Annotated in this window: 16 protein-coding genes and 1 tRNA gene; 4 read left to right on the top strand and 13 right to left on the bottom strand. The window is 34.9% G+C overall.

The window, feature by feature from the left end; genetic code table 11:
* Positions 1–33 precede the first annotated feature (33 nt).
* The 8 genes from FQU21_RS13290 to FQU21_RS13255 all read right to left on the bottom strand — a co-directional run bounded on the left by FQU21_RS13290 (position 34) and on the right by FQU21_RS13255 (position 5,166).
* Positions 34–732: a porin family protein gene (locus tag FQU21_RS13290; protein WP_147678492.1), complete on the bottom strand. Its 699-nt coding sequence runs from the start codon at positions 730–732 to the stop codon at positions 34–36.
* Positions 733–829: 97 nt separating this feature from the next.
* The gene (locus FQU21_RS13285) at positions 830–1,306 is read right to left on the bottom strand and encodes an ExbD/TolR family protein (RefSeq protein WP_147678491.1); all 477 of its coding nucleotides are present in this window, start codon (positions 1,304–1,306) and stop codon (positions 830–832) included.
* 17 nt (positions 1,307–1,323) lie between these two features.
* Entirely contained in the window at positions 1,324–1,914 is a 591-nt protein-coding gene (locus FQU21_RS13280; protein ID WP_147678490.1) for an ExbD/TolR family protein, read from the bottom strand.
* Positions 1,915–1,917: 3 nt separating this feature from the next.
* Positions 1,918–2,337, bottom strand: a complete 420-nt coding sequence (locus FQU21_RS13275) for a hypothetical protein (RefSeq protein WP_147678489.1) — start codon at positions 2,335–2,337, stop codon at positions 1,918–1,920.
* A gap of 20 nt (positions 2,338–2,357) precedes the next feature.
* Complete coding sequence (locus tag FQU21_RS13270; protein ID WP_147678488.1) at positions 2,358–3,128, bottom strand: MotA/TolQ/ExbB proton channel family protein; 771 nt, start codon at positions 3,126–3,128, stop codon at positions 2,358–2,360.
* Between the two features lie 76 nt (positions 3,129–3,204).
* A tRNA-Ser gene (locus FQU21_RS13265) sits at positions 3,205–3,292 on the bottom strand.
* 80 nt (positions 3,293–3,372) lie between these two features.
* Complete coding sequence (locus tag FQU21_RS13260; RefSeq protein ID WP_147678487.1) at positions 3,373–4,395, bottom strand: asparaginase; 1,023 nt, start codon at positions 4,393–4,395, stop codon at positions 3,373–3,375.
* Positions 4,396–4,398: 3 nt separating this feature from the next.
* The gene (locus FQU21_RS13255) at positions 4,399–5,166 is read right to left on the bottom strand and encodes a TatD family hydrolase (RefSeq protein WP_147678486.1); all 768 of its coding nucleotides are present in this window, start codon (positions 5,164–5,166) and stop codon (positions 4,399–4,401) included.
* A 604-nt stretch (positions 5,167–5,770) separates the two neighbouring features.
* Here FQU21_RS13255 and FQU21_RS13250 point away from each other — a divergent pair.
* Positions 5,771–7,723 (top strand): YgiQ family radical SAM protein, encoded by a 1,953-nt coding sequence (locus FQU21_RS13250; protein ID WP_147678485.1) that lies wholly within the window; start codon positions 5,771–5,773, stop codon positions 7,721–7,723.
* A gap of 994 nt (positions 7,724–8,717) precedes the next feature.
* Positions 8,718–9,083, top strand: coding sequence for an endonuclease domain-containing protein (locus FQU21_RS13245; protein ID WP_147678484.1), 366 nt, complete (start codon positions 8,718–8,720; stop codon positions 9,081–9,083).
* Between the two features lie 342 nt (positions 9,084–9,425).
* On the opposite strand, the gene FQU21_RS13240 is transcribed toward FQU21_RS13245, so the two are convergent.
* Both FQU21_RS13240 and FQU21_RS13235 read right to left on the bottom strand, forming a co-directional pair.
* A complete protein-coding gene (locus FQU21_RS13240; RefSeq protein WP_147678483.1) occupies positions 9,426–10,334 on the bottom strand; it encodes an NAD(P)-dependent oxidoreductase in 909 nt (302 codons plus the stop codon).
* Positions 10,335–10,455: 121 nt separating this feature from the next.
* Complete coding sequence (locus tag FQU21_RS13235) at positions 10,456–10,671, bottom strand: hypothetical protein (RefSeq protein WP_147678482.1); 216 nt, start codon at positions 10,669–10,671, stop codon at positions 10,456–10,458.
* 102 nt (positions 10,672–10,773) lie between these two features.
* Here FQU21_RS13235 and FQU21_RS13230 point away from each other — a divergent pair, with 102 nt between their 5' ends.
* Both FQU21_RS13230 and FQU21_RS13225 read left to right on the top strand, forming a co-directional pair.
* A complete protein-coding gene (locus FQU21_RS13230; RefSeq protein WP_147678481.1) occupies positions 10,774–11,049 on the top strand; it encodes a helix-turn-helix domain-containing protein in 276 nt (91 codons plus the stop codon).
* Positions 11,042–13,009, top strand: a complete 1,968-nt coding sequence (locus FQU21_RS13225; protein WP_147678480.1) for a DUF2075 domain-containing protein — start codon at positions 11,042–11,044, stop codon at positions 13,007–13,009. The genes FQU21_RS13230 and FQU21_RS13225 overlap by 8 nt, the downstream gene beginning before the upstream one ends.
* Here FQU21_RS13225 and FQU21_RS13220 read toward each other — a convergent pair.
* The 3 genes from FQU21_RS13220 to FQU21_RS13210 all read right to left on the bottom strand — a co-directional run bounded on the left by FQU21_RS13220 (position 13,006) and on the right by FQU21_RS13210 (position 18,904).
* Positions 13,006–13,392: a (deoxy)nucleoside triphosphate pyrophosphohydrolase gene (locus tag FQU21_RS13220; RefSeq protein WP_147678479.1), complete on the bottom strand. Its 387-nt coding sequence runs from the start codon at positions 13,390–13,392 to the stop codon at positions 13,006–13,008. The two genes, FQU21_RS13225 and FQU21_RS13220, sit on opposite strands and share 4 nt — an antisense overlap.
* A 308-nt stretch (positions 13,393–13,700) precedes the next feature.
* Entirely contained in the window at positions 13,701–16,544 is a 2,844-nt protein-coding gene (polA, locus tag FQU21_RS13215; RefSeq protein WP_147678478.1) for a DNA polymerase I, read from the bottom strand.
* Between the two features lie 191 nt (positions 16,545–16,735).
* Positions 16,736–18,904 carry a T9SS type A sorting domain-containing protein gene (locus tag FQU21_RS13210; protein WP_147678477.1) on the bottom strand — a complete coding sequence of 723 codons (2,169 nt, stop codon included), beginning with the start codon at positions 18,902–18,904 and terminating at the stop codon, positions 16,736–16,738.
* Positions 18,905–19,003 lie beyond the last annotated feature (99 nt).

The raw sequence follows: 19,003 nt of genomic DNA, 5'->3' as shown, positions 1-19,003 counted from the left end.
TATTTGATTTTTTCAGAAGTCAATACAGGTATGTTACAGAATGTAGAACATGAGTCCTATTTTTATAGCATTAAAATTTATGGTTTTGCCGTCAAGTTTGGCGGCTTTCGAAAAAATAGGATTTAAAGCGTAGTAAAAGTGTATGTTCCAAGTGTTATATCCTGCACTAAGGGATAATCCATATTGGAAATTGTTAAAATCTGAAATATTAGAGTGTTTAAAGCTTCCTAAGTCACCTTTATATTTCGTGTTATGAGCTAAGAGGTAGCTAAATTTAAACCCCGCGTAAATGCGCCAAAATTCGTATGAAGTGGCTGTTGAAGTTCGCCATCTAAATTCTAAAGGGATTTCTACAAAATGGGTTGAAAATTTGTTTTTAGAGAATGTGTTCGAATCGGTTATTAAGCTGTAATTAAAGGAGTTTGTATTGTTAACATCAATAAATACATTTTGGTTATATGTATTACTCGAAAGTCCTAGCCCTAATCCTATGGCTACATTTCGAGCTTTGTTAACGGGCATATCTTTTATAAAACCAAAGTGGATTCCAGGGGAAAAACCAGTTTGATTGAGATGTGATGGGGTTCGGTTTAGTAAATTATATGTAACACCTATATAAAATTGATCTTCTTTATAATGCTTATCAATTATTGGTGTTTGTCCTTCTTGCGAAAAGCATATTGGGGTTTGAAATAAAACTAGTAAGGCTATTATATATTTTATGCTACTCATTTGTAAAGATAGTCTAGAGTTGAAGGTTCCAATAGCAAAAATAAAAGGCGTTTTGAATATTTCAAAACGCCTTTTATTATAAAATTAAGAGGATAAATTAATTGTTCTCAATAACACTACCTTTCTTAGTTGTGTAGTTTATTTTAAGAGCATTTACTTTACGTAGTTCTTGTTTAATATCGCCAATTAATCCCATATTAGCATTACTATCAACTTTTAAAGCTGTAGTTAAAAATGGAACTAATTCCTCTCTTTTAGAGGCGCGCTCTGCATTAATAAAAGAAGCGATTTCCCTAACATCCGCAAACTTGTCATTCAATTGAATTCTAGATTCGTTTCCGTATTGTTTATAGTTAGCACTTGGTTTACCAGCGTAGATGTACATTACCAAATCTTTTTTATCAAGTTTTTCAACTTGATCTGCAAATGGTAAGTTATTTTCTATCATTAAGGTATTTTGCCGCATTACTGTAGCTACCATGAAAAAGAATAATAACATAAATACAATATCTGGTAAAGAAGCCGTATTAACCGCTGGCATTTCGCCACTTTTTTTCTTTTTAAATTTAGACATATTTAATGAATGTTAAATTATTTCTGTACTTCTGAGAGTTTTTGAGGATATTCAGTTTTTATCTGTTCAATCTTCTTTTTTAACTCTGCTTTATTTCCAGGCCAGTTTACATCTTTTTGGTAGGCTTCCATTTCTTGGAAAGACATGCCAAATAAGGCCTCGGATCTCTTGTTTCTTAAATCGTTATATGCTGCAACTAATTCGTTTTGTACTGCGATATACGTTTTGTAAGTGGTCTCTCTATCATTTGCTAATGAAATAATGGCTTTGTCTGGATTATCGGATGATTTTTCATCTCTTGCTCCATTACAATAGTCACATTTTCCATCGCCACCATTATCTAGAAAAGCAATGGCTGCTTGACGCAAATCTTTAAGTTCCATTGGTTCATCTTCAACCAATAAATCATCATTCTTATTTACAATTACTGTAAAAATATTTTTCATTTTAATAACAGGCGGATCTGTTTGTTCTTCCATTGGAGGCAGCTTTCTGTTAATACCAGAATCTGTTTCAATAGTTGTTGTTACTAAGAAAAATATTAATAATAAGAAAGCAATGTCGGCCATTGAGCCTGCATTAACTTCTGGTGCTGCTCTTTTTGCCATAATTTATTTGTTAAATATTTTTTTCACTCCACCAAATAGCATTGATCCAATTGCTAAAATAGCTAGAGCATAAAACGTATATAAACCCGCTCCTACATTTTTAGAAATACCTTCAGTAATACCTAAACCTTTATCATTAAATGGTTTTAGGTCTAAATCTGAACCAGATGATAAGGTATAGGATATAAATACAATTGCTAAAAATGCGCCTACAGTCATCAAAGTTTTTTTGATATCTCCTGTAACTAATCCTTTTAAAACAAAGATTAGGACTAAGGCTATTACTATGCCTAATACGGCATAAGTAATATAAAGTATGTTTTCAATCATCGCTTCGGAACCAGTCATAATCATCAGCGCAAATATTGAGCCGAGAATTGCCAGAGCAAAAGCCACGATTTTAAGTATTTTGTGAATTTTCATAATTTTAAAATTTTATATTATTACTTTTTGTGTCTAATTAATAGATCCATTAACGTGATAGAAGCATCTTCCATATCGTTAACAATACTATCAATTTTAGCAATAATATAATTGTAAAAAATTTGAAGAATAATTGCTACTACAAGACCAAATACAGTTGTTAAAAGAGCTACTTTAATACCACCCGCAACAAGTGAAGGTTGCATATCACCAGCAGCTTCAATTTTATCAAACGCCTGAATCATACCAATTACCGTACCCATGAAACCAAGCATTGGTGCAAGTGCGATAAATAATGAAATCCATGATACGTTTTTCTCTAATTGACCCATTTGAACACCACCGTAAGCTACAACAGCTTTTTCAACAGCTTCAATACCTTCGTCATTTCTATCTAAACCTTGATAGTAAATAGACGCGATAGGTCCTTTAGTATTTCTACAAACTTCTTTTGCAGCATCAACACCTCCAGAAGCAAGTGCGTCTTCAACAGATTGTGTTAATTTCTTAGTGTTTGTGGTTGATAAGTTTAAAAAGATAATTCTTTCTATAGCAATTGCTAATCCAAGAATTAAACATAATAGTACAATACCCATGAATCCTGGACCACCTTCAATAAAACGTTTTTTCAAATCTTGGTGAAATCCGACATCAGCAGCAGGTGCGGCGTCATCTTGAGTTGTTGTGGTTACAGTTGTTACAGCTGTACTTGTGTTTGCAATGGTTGTTGCATTAGCAGTTCCAAATGCCATCATTACTGTAACGGCAAGGATAGAAAATAATCTTTTCATGTTCTAGAATCTTAATTTTATTAGTTAAAGTGTTAAAGATATAAAAAAAAAGCAATTAAAAAATAAAAAATTTAAGCAGAGAGGAAGGGATTCGAACCCTCGATACCCTTTTGAGGTATACACACTTTCCAGGCGTGCGCCTTCGACCACTCGGCCACCTCTCTATTCTCCTTTTTTAAGAGCTTTTATTCTGGGTATGAAATAACAAAAAAATCTTTGAACGCTAAAATTTTCACAGTTAATTTTAAGTCAATTCTCCAATTAAAGATGTTTCATAGGTGGTTTTGAAGCTTTTAGGGGGAATATTTTTTCCTAGTAGATACATTAATTTAGCAAGTGCAGCCTCTGTGGTTATGTCTTTTCCAGAGATAATCCCCTCTTTTTTTAACATATCACTGGTTTCATAGTGCCCCATCATAACACTTCCGCCCGAACATTGCGTAATATTCACAATATGGATGCCTTTTTTAATGGTTTCTTTTAGCATATTAATGAACCAGGTTTCTGTAGTACAATTTCCAGAACCATAGGTTTCCAAAATGACTGCTTTTAAGTCTGGTGTATTGAAAATATTCTTTAAAACTATTTTTGAAATACCTGGGTACAGTTTTATAAGCGCAATATTTTGATCTAAATTTTTGTGAACTTGGAATTTTTTGTTGGTGTTGGGCTGAAACAAATATTTATGATTAATTTTTAAATGTACGCCAGATTCGGCTAGGTCGGGATAATTAAGTGATGCAAAAGCTTGAAAATGCTCGGCATTAATTTTTGTAGTTCTATTAGCACGGTACAGTTTGTATTCAAAATAGAGGCATACTTCCTTTATTACAGGTGTTTTGTTTTTTTGTAACGACGCCACTTGTATGGATGTAATAAGGTTTTCTTTCGCATCGGTTCGTAAATCACCTATGGGTAATTGAGAGCCTGTGAATATGACTGGTTTTGCCAAGTTTTCTAGCATAAAACTTAATGCCGATGCCGTGTAACTCATGGTGTCACTGCCATGGAGTACCACAAAACCATCGAAATCATTATATTTTTCTTCGATAACCTCGGCTATTTGTACCCAATGTTTAGGATTCATATTACTCGAATCTATAGGATTTTCAAATGAAAAGGTTTCAATATTACAATCCAGCAGTTGTATTTCTGGAATTTGTTGTAATAGGTTTTTAAAATTGAAAGCTTTTAGTACACCAGATTTAAAGTCTTTTACCATACCAATAGTACCACCAGTATATATAAGGAGTATATTTGCTTGCATAGGTTATATTTTAAAGATGGCTTTGGAGTTTGCTGTTGTAATATCGGCTATGGTTTTTTCGGGTACATTATATATGGTAGACATTTTTTCTAATACCTTTAATATATAAGCACTTTCGTTTCGTTTTCCTCTATATGGTGTTGGTGCCAAATAAGGCGCATCGGTTTCTAAAACAATATGTTTTAAATCAATTTCATTTAAGAACCGATCTATTTTACCGTTTTTAAAGGTTGATACACCACCAATACCTAAAGTCATATTGTAAGAAATGGCTTGATGTGCTTGTTCTAAAGTTCCAGTAAAACAGTGGAAAACTCCAAATAGATCGTCGCCTTTTTCACTTTCTAAAACTTCGAAAACTTCATCGAAAGCGTCGCGGCAATGAATGGCTATAGGAAGTTTATACTGTTTGGCTAATTTTATTTGATGTTGAAAAGCTGCTTTTTGAATATCTAAAGTGGATTTATCCCAATATAAATCGATACCAATTTCTCCAATAGCATAATATTTATGAGAGGCAAGCATCTGTTCTATATGAAGGAGTTCGTCCTTATAATTATCTTTTACATGGGTGGGATGCAAACCAGACATTAAAAAGATGTTTTCTGGATATTCTTTTTCAAGTTGAAGCATGGCTTCGGTGTAAGTAGAATCTATGGCCGGAATAAAAAAACGAGTAACGCCTTGTGCTATGGCGCGAGAAATCATGTCGTTTCTATCCTCGTCGAAGGCTTCGCTATATAAATGGGTGTGGGTATCTGTAATTATCATGTTGCAAAAATAGGAAAGTGTTTATATTATGAACAGAATTTGCTTAATAATTGGAGGAATTACAATGTTCTTGTAAATGTATGTGATATTTTATTGGTGAAATGACAAGTATGGTGTAAAAACAACTTGATTTTGTCACTTCGAGGCTAGGAGAAGTCTCATGAAGGTGCTAAGAAAAAGTTGAGCAAGGTTATGTGATTTCTCTCTACGTTCGAAATGACAAAAAAATGAGGGAATACATAATGAATAAAAGCATTCCGTATCGCTTTGTCCACGAATTAGGTAACTTCTACAACTTCGAAGTATTTAGAAGTCTCATAACAGTGAGTGCTAAATACTTGATTTCAAATTTCTAATGCGTATTTTAGAAACCATGTGTATGCGGGAAAGGCTATGACGTACAGGTTGAAAACAGGTCTTTGCAAGTATGCCCGCGTTAGGGATAGTAGTGGAAAGCCCACAGCGCCCACGAAGTTTTTAGGGCGCGAGGACTTGTAACGGAAAGCCCGACCCTTGTGGTAACGCCCAAATATTTATCGCATTAATAATGGATTGATTTTATTATTATGTTGAACCATTAATTTTTGACTATTTTTGCAACGCTATGCAAGAACTACAACTATCAGATTGGTTACCTACCACAAATAAAGAGGTGAAAATACGCGGATGGGAAGCGCTAGATGTTATCCTATTTAGTGGCGACGCTTATGTGGATCACCCTACTTTTGGGCCTGCGGTTATTGGGCGGATGCTAGAAAGTTTTGGTTTGCGTGTGGCTATTGTACCGCAGCCTAATGTGAATGATAATCTTCAGGATTTTGTAAAGCTTGGGGCGCCAAAATTATTTTTTGGTGTTACGGGAGGTTGTATGGACCCAATGATTAGCAATTATAATGCGAACAAAAAACGCCGGGATAAGGATGCCTATACTCCAAATGGAGATATTGGGTTTCGTCCGGATTACGCCACAACCGTTTATTCTAAAATTTTAAAAGAAAAATGGCCAGATACTCCGGTTTTAATTGGTGGTATTGAGGCATCGTTGCGCCGTGTTACGCATTACGATTATTGGAGCGATAAATTGTTACCTTCTATTTTAGAAACGTCTAAGGCCGATATGTTGGTTTATGGAATGGGCGAGCAGCCGTTGCGCGAAGTGGTGCGTTTACTAGAAAAGGGCGTGCCTTTTAGAAGTATAAATACCGTTAATCAAACAGCAGTACTTTTAAATGAAGATGAAAAAATACCAAAAAATAGCAATTGGGAAGATGTTGAAATAGCATCACATGAAGTTTGTTTAAAGGATAAGAAAAAATACGCTTCTAACTTTAAAGTGATTGAGCAGGAATCTAACAAATTGGCTGCGCGACGTATTTTTCAGAAAATTGGGGATAAAACGTTGATGATTAATCCGCCTTATCCAACCATGACGGAAGCTGAAATTGATGCTTCTTTCGATTATCCGTACACACGATTACCACACCCAAAATATAATAAGCGTGGGCCCATTCCAGCTTTCGAAATGATAAAGTTTTCTATTAACATTCACCGTGGATGTTTTGGAGGCTGTAGTTTTTGTACCATATCGGCACACCAAGGCAAATTTATTGCGTCTCGTAGTCAGGAATCTATTTTAAAAGAAGTGGATACGGTTGCTAATATGCCAGATTTTAAAGGGTATTTGTCTGATATTGGTGGGCCTAGTGCCAACATGTACCAGATGAAAGGGAAAGTGCAATCTATTTGCGATAAATGTGTGGCGCCTTCTTGTATTTCGCCGGTTATTTGTAGTAATTTAGACACGTCTCATAAGCCTTTAACGGAATTGTATCAGGCGGTTGATAATCATCCAAAAGTGAAAAAATCCTTTATTGGTTCGGGAATCCGACATGATATGTTGGTTCCAGAATTTAATAAAAATGCCGATCCTAAAGAGTTAGACGCTTACACGGAAGAGGTGATGACTAAGCATGTTTCTGGACGATTAAAAGTAGCGCCAGAACATACTAGTGATCCTGTATTGAAACTGATGCGTAAACCATCGTTTAGTTATTTTCATAAGTTTAAGGAGCGTTTCGATAAAATCAATATTAAGAAAGGATTAAAACTTCAGTTAATTCCATATTTTATATCCAATCATCCGGCTTGTGAAGTGGAAGATATGGCGAATCTTGCTGCCGAAACTAAAGATATGGGTTTCCAACTGGAGCAAGTACAGGGGTTTACCCCAACACCTATGACGGTGGCTACGGTAATTTATTACTCGGGTTACCACCCATACACGCTTAAAAAAGTAAACACGCCTAAAACAAGAAAGGAGAAAGATGAACAGCATCGATTCTTTTTTTGGTATAAAGACGAAAATAAAGCCTGGATAAAAAAGACCTTAAATAAAGTGGGGCGCCCAGATTTACTTAAAGTGCTACTTCCGGAAAAAACAGAGAAATGGCGTAAAAATAAGCCTAAAGGAGAAGCAAAACATACGTTTGATGATGCGGTGCCTTTTAATAAAAGGAAGAATAAGGCTAAGTTTAGGTCTAAGAAGAAACGTAGATAGTGTATCTTATATAACTTCGTGGAGGCCTAGAATAGGGGGCTTGTTTTACATGAGAAGCTTTGTGGACACCCCTATAATCCCCTCGAGGGGATATTAGCTCGGTCTTATTGTTTTGTTTTTTAGGTTTTTACTACAATATTTTGGACTCTTAATTTACAAATTACATCTAAATATGTCATGGGTAGGATTGTCCCCTTGAGGGGACTGTAGGGGTGTTTTCTAGAGATGAGTAAGTTTATAATTTTAGATCTTTTTTTAAAAACCTCCAATAATCCCCTCGAGGGGATATTGGCTTGGTCTTATTGTTTTGTTTTTTGGCGTATTGGTGTGTGTTTAACTTTCTGAATTACAATTTTAGTTTTTGATATTCATCAAACAGTAATGTCTTCTAGAGGTGACTACGGCGGGTATTTTACATGAGAAGCTTTGTGGACACCCCTATAATCCCCTCAAGGGGATATTGACTCAGTCTTATTGTTTTACATGAGAAGCTTTGTGGACACCCCTATAATCCCCTCGAGGGGATATTAGCTCGGTCTTATTGTTTTGTTTTTTAGGTTTTTACTACAATATTCTGGACTCTTAATTTACAAATTACATCTAAATATGTCATGGGTAGTGTTGTCCCCTTGAGGGGACTGTAGGGGTGTTTTCTAGAGATGAGTAAGTTTATAATTTTAGATCTTTTTTTAAAAACCTCCAATAATCCCCTCGAGGGATATTGACTCGGTCTCATTGTTTTGTTTTTTGGGTTTTTACTACAATATTTTGGACTCTTAATTTATAAATTACATCTAAATATGTCATGGGTAGTGTTGTCCCCTTGAGGGGACCATAGGGGTGTTTTTTACATGAGAAGCTTTACCAAAAACCTCCACTGCTATAATCCTTTTTTAAGGAAAAATCAGTGAAATTTTATTTTTCGAATTATTATAGGTATATTTTAATCATTGTATCCTTAGAGAAACTTATTAGATACAGCAGGGTAATAATTATGAGAAATAAAATAATTCCATACAATCCCAAACTAAAACTACTCGCTAGACAATTAAGAAAAAATAGTACACTACCCGAAGTTTTACTTTGGCAGAAGATAAAGCAACGTGCTTATGGTGTTCAGTTTCATAGGCAAGTTCCTATGCTAAATTATATTACAGATTTTTATTGTCACGAAATAGGTTTAGCGATTGAAATTGATGGTTCTAGCCACGACCACAGTTTTTTATATGATGCAAAACGGCAAGGTGAATTGGAAGCTTATGGGGTTACCTTTTTGAGGTTTTCAAATGAAGAGGTTAAAAAGAATATGTTTAGCGTTTTGTTGGTTATTGAGGATAAGGTTAAGGAATTGGTTGATTAAATTGCGGACACCCCTATAATCCCCTCAAGGGGATATTGACTCAGTCTTATTGTTTTGTTTTTTAGGTTTTTACTACAATATTTTGGACTTTTAATTTACAAATTACATCTAAATATATCATGGGTAGTGTTGTCCCCTTGAGGGGACCGTAGGGGTGTTTTTAGTTATAGTTGTAGTTTTTTGTACCCCTATAATCCCCTCGAGGGGATATTGACTTGGTCTTCTTGTTTTTAATTTAAGCGTTTTAAGGCGGATTTAAACTTTCTAAACTACCAGGTTTTATCCTAAAGTATTTATCAAACAGTAATAATGCCCTTTGGAGGAGAGATTAGCTAATTCAAATTATTTTAAATAAGCAACAATATTATCTAAAACCTTTTCACTTAACCTTACAAAGGCTTGTTGTGTTCGCCCAGTGGCAACTTCTACACAATTTACATTGGGATTTTTTAAAAGCTGCGTGTCGCCTAAAGCGCCAATGGTATCGCAATATACTTCGTTTCTACCTGTTTCTATCCAGGCTTTAAACGGTTCGGCATCCCATGCTGGAGATAATCCTGTGTTAAATAGAATTTTATGCTGCCCGAGTTTGGTAAATTCTTGTTCGTGTAATAAAATTGTATTTTTATTTAGGCAGGTTATAATCACTTCATTTGTTTCCATAAGTTGGTCTAATGGTAAAAAAGTGTAACCTTTGGTTTTAGCGGCTTGTTTTTCGCTTCGTGCAAAATAGCTGATTTCGGCACCTAGAAATTTAAGCGCATCGGCTATCATACCACCCGATGTTCCAAGGCCTACAATACCCACTTTTAGTCCGGTAATTTCACGTGGTATACCTGTCCATGGGGTTCTTGGTTTTCCGTCGGCTGTGGTTCCAAAGCCATGCAAACACCTTACTAATTCGCTAATTACATATTCTACTACACCTTCGTCGCCATAATCGCGAACCCCTGTTACGGTAATCCCTTTAGAATTAGCATAGTTAATATCTACATTTGCACTTTCTGGGGTATACAAGGAACAGCACATGCCTATGTATTTCACATTAGGGCAACGTTCTAAAATAGCCTTGGTTAATGTGGTGGTGTAACTTAATAGAACGGCATCGGCATCCCCAATACGCTCTACAATCTCATTAGCAGTGGTGGGCATATCGCTATGTAATACCACCGTTTCTGCGAAAGATTCTAATGTTTTATTTGCTGAAGGAATTAATGCTAAGGGCTCTATACCAACTAGTTTTTTAAACATGATGTGTTTTGTTTTTATGGTTTAATTTGAAACAAGGCAACATAGTAAATACTCCTAATATAAACCAAGGTTTTGGCTTAATTTTAGGGTTTATGAGGGATTGGTAGTGATATTTATAGAATTACATTTTTTTAGTTTTTTTCAAGTAATGATGAACTCCATTTATAGCTATTTCTGCTGAATAGTTTTTACTTAATTCTTTTTTTGCAGTTAGATCACCATATCCTGAAGCAATCAAATAGAATTTTATTGCATCTTTTTTAGAAGTTCCTAGTTCGTTTCCTAAGTGCTTTTGGTTTTTAAATATAGCATAAAGAATTTTTTTTGATTTTTTCATTGGATTTGTTTTTTTGAAGATTACCATTTAATAATACCAAAGATAATTAAATGATACTTATTGTATGTTGATTTTGGCATACAATAAGTATAGTTTCGATTAATGGTAAATAAATTTATTCTGAAAGAATTTGGACAAAGAATTCGAGAGTTAAGACTCGAAAATAAATTAAGTCAAGAAAAACTTTCTTTTAAAACAGGATTTCATAGGACTTATATTGGCATGATTGAAAGAGGGGAGAGAAATATATCTCTTACTAACATTGCTGTCTTTTCAAAAGCTTTTGAAATGGATATTTCTGATTTATTGAATTTTAAAAATCAGAACTCTAAACTAAGCTATCACGATTATAAATTAAAAACGGATAGCAATGAATAGAGCTTATTATAATAATTCTATTTTAGGGTTTTTAAAAGATGATTCTAATTACATTTTAGGTAAACTTAGTTTAAATCATACTAATCGTCATTTAGAAGATTTACAAAAAAATGCTTGGGTTGAACAAATAGAAATTTTAAAAAGAGAGTTGCAAGAATTTGAAGGTGAAATCTATTTCGAGTTTCAAATTCCACGAATGGGAAAACGTGTAGATAACATCATAATTATTAACGATTGTATTTTTGTTGTTGAATTTAAAGTTGGTGATGAAAAATATGAAAAACATGCAGAATTACAAGTAATAGATTATAGTTTAGATTTACAGAATTTTCATGAAGGGAGTCATCATGCTAAACTTATTCCTGTATTGGTTTCAACAAATGCAAAAGCTTTACCCTTTAATGTTGATGAAGTTTTAGAATTAAATAAGGTAGCCAAATGTAATAAGTTTACTATTAAAGAAACTTTGAGTGAATTTCTTATAAACCCTTATAATAAACTTGATACAATAATTTGGGAAAATTCAAAATACAAACCAACACCCACAATTATAGAATTTGCTCAAGCATTATATAAAGGACATAATGTTGAAGAAATTTCAAGACATGATTCTGATAAAATCAATTTAACAAAAACTTCTGATTGTATAAATAGGGTTATTGAATATTCAAAAAATAATAATAAAAAATCAATTTGTTTTATAACTGGTGTTCCTGGTGCAGGGAAAACTTTGGCAGGATTGAATATCGCTAATGAAAGAATGAAAGCAGATGAAGATGAACATGCAGTATTTTTATCAGGAAATGGACCTTTAGTGGATGTTCTTAGAGAAGCTTTAGCAATGGATTTATTTAAAACTATTAAAGAAAATGGAGAAAAAATAACAAAAGGAGACGCTAGAAGAAGAACAAGCGCATTTATTCAAAATATACATCATTTTAGAGATGAGTATTTAAAAAACACAATTGAACCAACAGAAAAGGTAGTTGTTTTTGATGAGGCCCAACGCGCTTGGACTAAACAACAAGCAAATTCTTTTATGAAGCGTAAAAAAGGAATTGAAAATTTTGGGATGTCAGAACCAGAATTTTTAATTGATGTTATGAATCGTCATCAGGATTGGTGTACAATTGTTTGTCTTATTGGGGGAGGACAAGAAATTAACACTGGAGAAGCTGGTCTTGAAGAATGGGTTAATGCGTTTGAAAATAATTACAAGGATTGGAATATTCATTTTTCTAATTTAATTGTAGATAGTCCCAATTATATCAAAACGGATAAGCATAAAAATTGGTTAAAAAACAATGCTCATTCAGAACAAGAGTTACACTTATCTGCATCGGTAAGGTCTTTTCGGTCAGAATTAGTTTCCGAATTTGTTCATGAACTGTTAGAACTAAATTTAGAAAAAGCAAGAGAGCTATTTTTAGAGGTTAATAAAACATTTCCTATTGTTTTAACTAGAAATTTAGGAAAAGCTAAAGAATGGCTGAGAAGTAAAAGCAAAGGAACTGAAAGAATTGGATTAGTTGCTTCTTCTGGAGCAAGACGTTTAAAAGCTTTAGGTCTAGATGTGAAAAATGAAATTTCAGCACCCAATTGGTTTCTAAATGATAGTGATGATATTAGGTCTTCTTATTTTCTTGAGGATATAGCTACAGAATTTGATATTCAAGGTTTAGAAATTGATAGAACTTGCTTAACCTGGGGTGCAAATTTTCATATTGATAATCATGAATGGAAGTACCAAAGTTTTAAGGGTACAAAATGGATGAATATAAATCAAGAGATAAGTAAAGACTACCTCAAAAATACTTATCGTGTTCTGCTAACTAGAGCTAGACAAGGAATGATAATTTTTATCCCTAAAGGTTCAGATATTGACCAAACTCGACCAAATAGTTTTTATGATGGAACTTATAGTTATTTAAAAGAAATTGGTCTTGAAGAATTATTCTAATGCCCTAAAAATTCTTTCAAAATAGGCAAATCTGCTTCAGCCCAGCCTAATTTAGTTAATTCTTCTTTATGAACTAAAACATAATCAGCATGTTCCTTTAATTCTAGATCTCCGGAAGTATATTCAGCTATAAAAGGAATCAGCTTTATTTTAAAATCCGGGTATTGATGAGTTACAGGAGTTAACCTTTCTTTGACTTCAATTTGAATATTTAATTCTTCAAAAATTTCTCTTTTAATGCAATCAATTTCAGATTCTCCTGCTTCAATTTTTCCACCTGCAAATTCCCATTTCAAAGGAAGTTTCATTGTTTTGCTTCTTTGAACAGCCAAAACTTTATCCTTAAAATGAATGATGGCGCAAGTGACTGAAATTGTTTTCATCTTATTTTAAAAAAGGATATTAGTAGGTGGTTCTTATATACTTTATGCTGACAATTTAACTTCATTCAAAAAAATATCTAGCTCATTTTCTGTATTAAAGTGAAAATTGCACTCAGATTTATTTTGGAAGAAAGTAATTAATTCTAAATGTGTTTTAAATAATCGAAAAGAAATGCCTTCATAGTTGTAAACAAAGAATACTTCACTTAAGTTTTTATAAGACACTAGTACCGTTTCAATAGTTCTGGACGGTCTTAAATATTCTGTTTGTATAGTTTTGTATTCATTCATAAATAAATTATATTATTTTAATGCGCTTCCAACCAATTCAGCCCCGTATCCAATTCCACATCAAGCGGCACATCCATTTTAAAGGCCTGTTCCATTTCGGTTTTAATTAAGGTTTTCATATCCTCTAATTCAGGTTTAAAAACATCGAATACTAATTCATCATGCACTTGCAGAAGCATTTTGGTTTTATAGTTGCCAGCCTCTAATTTATTAAAAATATTAATCATGGCAATTTTAATAATATCGGCAGCAGATCCTTGTATAGGGGCGTTTACAGCATTACGTTCTGCGCCACTGCGCACCATACCATTTCTAGAATTAATATCTTTTAAATAGCGACGACGCCCTAAAACGGTTTGCACATAGCCGTTATCGCGTGCAAAATCGACCTGCTCGCTCATGTATTTTTTTAGCTTTGGGTAGGTCTCGTAATAGGTGTCAATAAGTTCTTTGGCTTCACCACGCGATAAATCGGTTTGGTTACTTAACCCAAAGGCAGACACGCCATAAATAATTCCGAAGTTTACGGTTTTGGCGTTGCTACGTTGCTCGCGAGTCACTTCATCTAAAGGCACATTAAATACTTTAGATGCGGTAGAAGCATGAATATCTTCGCCATTTTTAAAGGCTTCAATCATGGTTTCCTCCTTACTTAAGGCGGCAATAATACGCAGTTCTATTTGGCTATAATCGGCCGCTAATAAAATATAATCGTCATTGCGAGGCACAAAGGCTTTACGTACTTGGCGACCACGCTCGGTACGGATAGGGATATTCTGTAAGTTGGGGTTGTTACTACTTAAACGGCCTGTGGCAGCAACGGTTTGCATATAATCGGTATGTACACGACCTGTTGCAGGTTCAACCTGTGTTGGTAAGGCATCAACATAAGTGCTTTTCAGTTTTGCTAGTCCACGATATTCTAAAATATGCTGAATTATTTCGTGATCTTTAGCGAGGTAAGATAAAATTTCTTCCCCTGTGGCGTACTGTCCTGTTTTGGTTTTTTTAGGCTTATCTACCAGTTTTAATTTTTCAAACAAGATAATCCCTAATTGTTTTGGAGACCCGATATTAAATTCCTCGCCTGCGGCGTCGTAAATGCTTTTTTCTAAGGTTTCAATATCGTTATTTAGAGCTTCAGCTAAAGAATTTAGAAACTCTTTATCCAAATTAATCCCTTCCAATTCCATGGCAGCTAGTACACGAAGTAACGGAATTTCAATATCATCAAATAATTTTTGAGTATTGGCTTGGCCGAGTTCATTGGTGAAATGTGCTTTTAATTGCAGGGTAATATCGGCATCTTCAACAGCGTATTCGGTTTGTTTTTCCAAGGGCACATCGCGCATGGATAATTGGTTTTTTCCCTTTTTACCAATTAATTCGGTGATAGCAATAGGCGTGTAGTTTAGATAGGTTTCGGCCAAGATATCCATATTGTGGCGCATATCTGGATTAATAAGATAATGGGCGAGCATGGTATCGAACAGTTTACCTTTAACATCGACATTGTATTTTGCTAATACTTTAATGTCGTATTTTAAATTCTGACCCACTTTTTCAATACTTTCACTTTCAAAGAACGGTCGTAATTGCTCGATGAGGTCTTGGGCTTCGGTTTTATCCTCCGGAAATGGGATGTAAAAGCCTTTTCCAATTTCCCATGAAAATGAAATACCAACCAGTTCTGCGGTTAGTGGGTTTAAGCCTGTAGTTTCGGTATCAAAACACACCGAGGTTTGACTCATTAAATTTTTAAGAAATAACTTTGTCCCCATTCCTGCGGCTACACTTTGATAAAAATGCGAGGTGTTTTCGGCTGTTTTTCGGCTGTGCTCGGTAACCACTTCGGTGGTGGTTGATGGATCTCCACCAAACAATGAAAATTGCCCTGCGCCAGCCGAAGCTTCTTCTTTTGGGGTCGGTTTTTCACTGGTGTTTTTTTCAGTGGTTTCTGTTGAAGTGGCTGCTGCTTGAACCGCAAAAGTTTTTGTGAAATTATCGATTAAACGTCTAAATTCTAATTCTTCAAAAATTTCGGTTACTTTCGGAATATCTGGTTGATCTAATTCGAAATCTTTCGCATTAAATTCCACCGGAACATCCAACATAATCGTGGCCAATTTTTTAGATAGTAAACCGAGTTCTTGGTTGGCTTCTACCTTTTCTTTCATCTTTCCTTTAAGCTCGTGCGAGTTTGCAAAAAGGTTTTCCATAGAGCCATAAGCGGCAAGGAATTTCTTGGCTGTTTTTTCGCCAACGCCAGGTAATCCAGGGATATTATCACTGGCATCACCCATCATGCCTAAGAAATCAATTACTTGCAATGGATCGGTAACTTCAAACTTTTTCTGAACTTCGGGAATACCCCAAGTTTCGTAACCCCCACCAAAAACGGGGCGATACATAAATATATTTTCGCTTACTAATTGTGCAAAATCTTTATCTGGTGTTACCATAAAGGTTTGGTAACCTTCTTTTTCGGCTTGTTTGGCAAGTGTTCCAATAACATCATCGGCCTCGAAACCTGCTTTTACCATAATAGGGATGTGCATGGCTCTCAAAATATCCTGAATAATTGGTACGGCAATTTTTATGGCTTCGGGTGTTTCGTCTCTATTGGCTTTATAGGCTTCGAACATTTCAACACGATCGGCACTGCCACCTTTATCGAAACAAACGGCTAAATGGTCTGGTCTTTCCCGTTTTATAACGTCTAAAAGGGAGTTCATAAATCCTAAAATAGCTGAGGTATCTACACCTTTAGAATTTATTCTTGGGTTTTTTATAAAGGCATAGTAGCCACGGAAAATTAATGCAAAAGCATCAACTAGAAATACGCGTTTGTTATCGGACATGTTGTAATTTTTGATAGAATTCAAAACTACAAAAAGTTATGGTTATTATTTGAATAATATAAGTGTTTGGTTTTTTTATTCGAAGAAATTATGGAGGTTTCTAGAATTGATACTTTATAAAAAAGGGAAGCACAACCAAAAATGTGGTCTTGCTTCCCTTTAAAAAATGGATTAATAAGGCTTTTAATGTTTTATTGAATCACTATTTTTTTAGAGGTTTGGCCTTGGCTCGTTTTAATTCTTACTAAATACAATCCAGGGTTTAGGTTGCTGATGTCTATTTTTTTATTGTTTGTTGACATTATTTTTTTCCCTAATATAGTATACAACTCCACCGATGTTATAGATTGGTTATCCGACATGGAAATATTTAATTCGGTATCTGCTGGATTAGGGTAAATACTGGTGCTATTTTCCACACTAACATTTTGAGTACTTAACGTGGAGGTGCTATGGATAGAAAAACTTTTATATGAATTATTATCGGCTTGTGCTAGTGTTCTAAAGACTCTCAGTTTATAGGTGGTTCCACTCGTTAAGTTGGGGGTGGAACCTTCATTTTCAAAACAGTTTATTTGATTTCCACTACAGGCATCATAAATAGCAAATTTGTTCCAAGCAATGGTGCCGTCAATAATTATATATCCATCAATAGGCATGGTGAAATTGTACCAAATATCGGCATAATCTTCTGCTGTTGTTCCAGCGCAACCCACTTCGTTATTTATAGCAGCTCCGCCAATTCCAAAGTTTATGGTTGTAGGCGTGTTTGTTATGGTTATGTTTTCCGCGGAAGCGCAATCGTCGTTAGTTATGATTTCAAAAGCTTGAATTTTAAAATTTAGATGCGAGTTTTCGGCATCAGCTCTGGTTCTAAACAGGCGTAATTTGTAGTTGGTTCCTGCGGTTAACCCTGTAAAAAGTCCGTTGGCAGATACACATTGTATTTCTGTTCCTCCGCAACTATCATAGAGTGCAAATTTATTCCAGTTATAGGTGCCGTTGATGTATAAATTCCCGTTTACAGGCATGTTGATATTATACCAAATATCGACGTATTCTTCGGCAGTTGTGCCAGCACAGCCCTCTTCGTTATTGACTGTTGCTCCGCCAATGTTAAAGTTTACTGTAGATTCTGCAGTGGTTACGGTTATATTTTCCGCGGAAGCGCAATCATCATTAGTGGGTGCTTCAAAAGCTTGAATTTTAAAACTTAATGGTGTGTTTTCAGCGTTCGCTCTGGTTCTAAACAGGCGTAATTTGTAGTTGGTCGCGGCGGTTAATCCTGTAAAAAGTCCGTTGGCAGATACACATTGTATTTCTGTTCCTCCGCAACTATTGTAGAGTGCAAATTTATTCCAATTATAGGTACCGTTGATGTATAAATTTCCGTTTACAGGCATGTTGATATTATACCAAATATCGACGTATTCTTCGGCAGTTGTGCCAGTACATCCCTCTTCGTTATTAACTGTTGCTCCGCCAATGTTAAAGTTTACTGTAGATTCTGTAGTGGTTACGGTTATATTTTCCGCGGAAGCGCAATCATCATTCGCGGGTGCTTCAAAAGCTTGAATTTTAAAACTTAATTGTGTGTTTTCAGCGTTAGCTCTGGTTCTAAATAAACGTAATTTGTAGTTGGTTCCAGAAGTTAGTCCTGTAAAAAGGCCGTTAGCAGATATGCATTGTATTTCTGTGCCTCCGCAACTATCGTAGAGTGCAAATTTGTTCCAATTATAGGTGCCATTGATGTATAAATTCCCGTTTACAGGCATGTTGATATTATACCAAACATCTACGTATTCTTCGGCCGTGGTACCAGCACAGCCCTCTTCGTTATTAACTGTGGCTCCGCCAATGTTAAAGTTTACCGTAGATTCTGCGGTGGTCACGGTTATATTTTCCGCGGAAGCGCAATCATCATTAGAGGTTTCTTCAAAAGCTTGGATTTTAAAGCTTTGATAGCTTGTGTTTGATGCTGTAGATGTGTTTCTGTATACTCTTAAGAAGTATGTGGTTCCAGAGGTTAGATTTGTAAACAAACCGTTAGTTGTACTGCATTGTATTTCGGTACCACCGCAACTACTGTATAGTGCGAAATTATTCCAATTGATCGTACCGTTAATATAAATATTGCCATTATAAGGCATAGAGAATTGGTACCAAACATCGGCAAAGTCGGCAGTTGTAGTGCAAATAGTTTCATTTTGTATTGTAGTCGTGTTAATATCGAAAACAATATTTGTGTTTGTGCTAGAAACAGCTATAAGCTCGGCGTTGGCACAATTGTCGTTGGTTGGTTGTGCAAATGTGACGGCTGTTATTAAAAGCGCGATAAATAAAAAGTAGTTTTTTTTCATAGTTAGTGTTTTAAGTCTTTAAATATAAGTGTTTTATATTTCAGTTTGTAGGTTTTTTACGATATATTGTTGTGTTGACTATTTGAGATTGTTTTTCTT

The sequence above is a fragment of the Algibacter pacificus genome (assembly GCF_008033385.1).
GTDB lineage: Bacteria > Bacteroidota > Bacteroidia > Flavobacteriales > Flavobacteriaceae > Algibacter > Algibacter pacificus.
The sequence above is the reverse complement of the archived record's forward strand: the minus strand, read 5'-3'. Positions and strand labels throughout refer to the sequence as shown.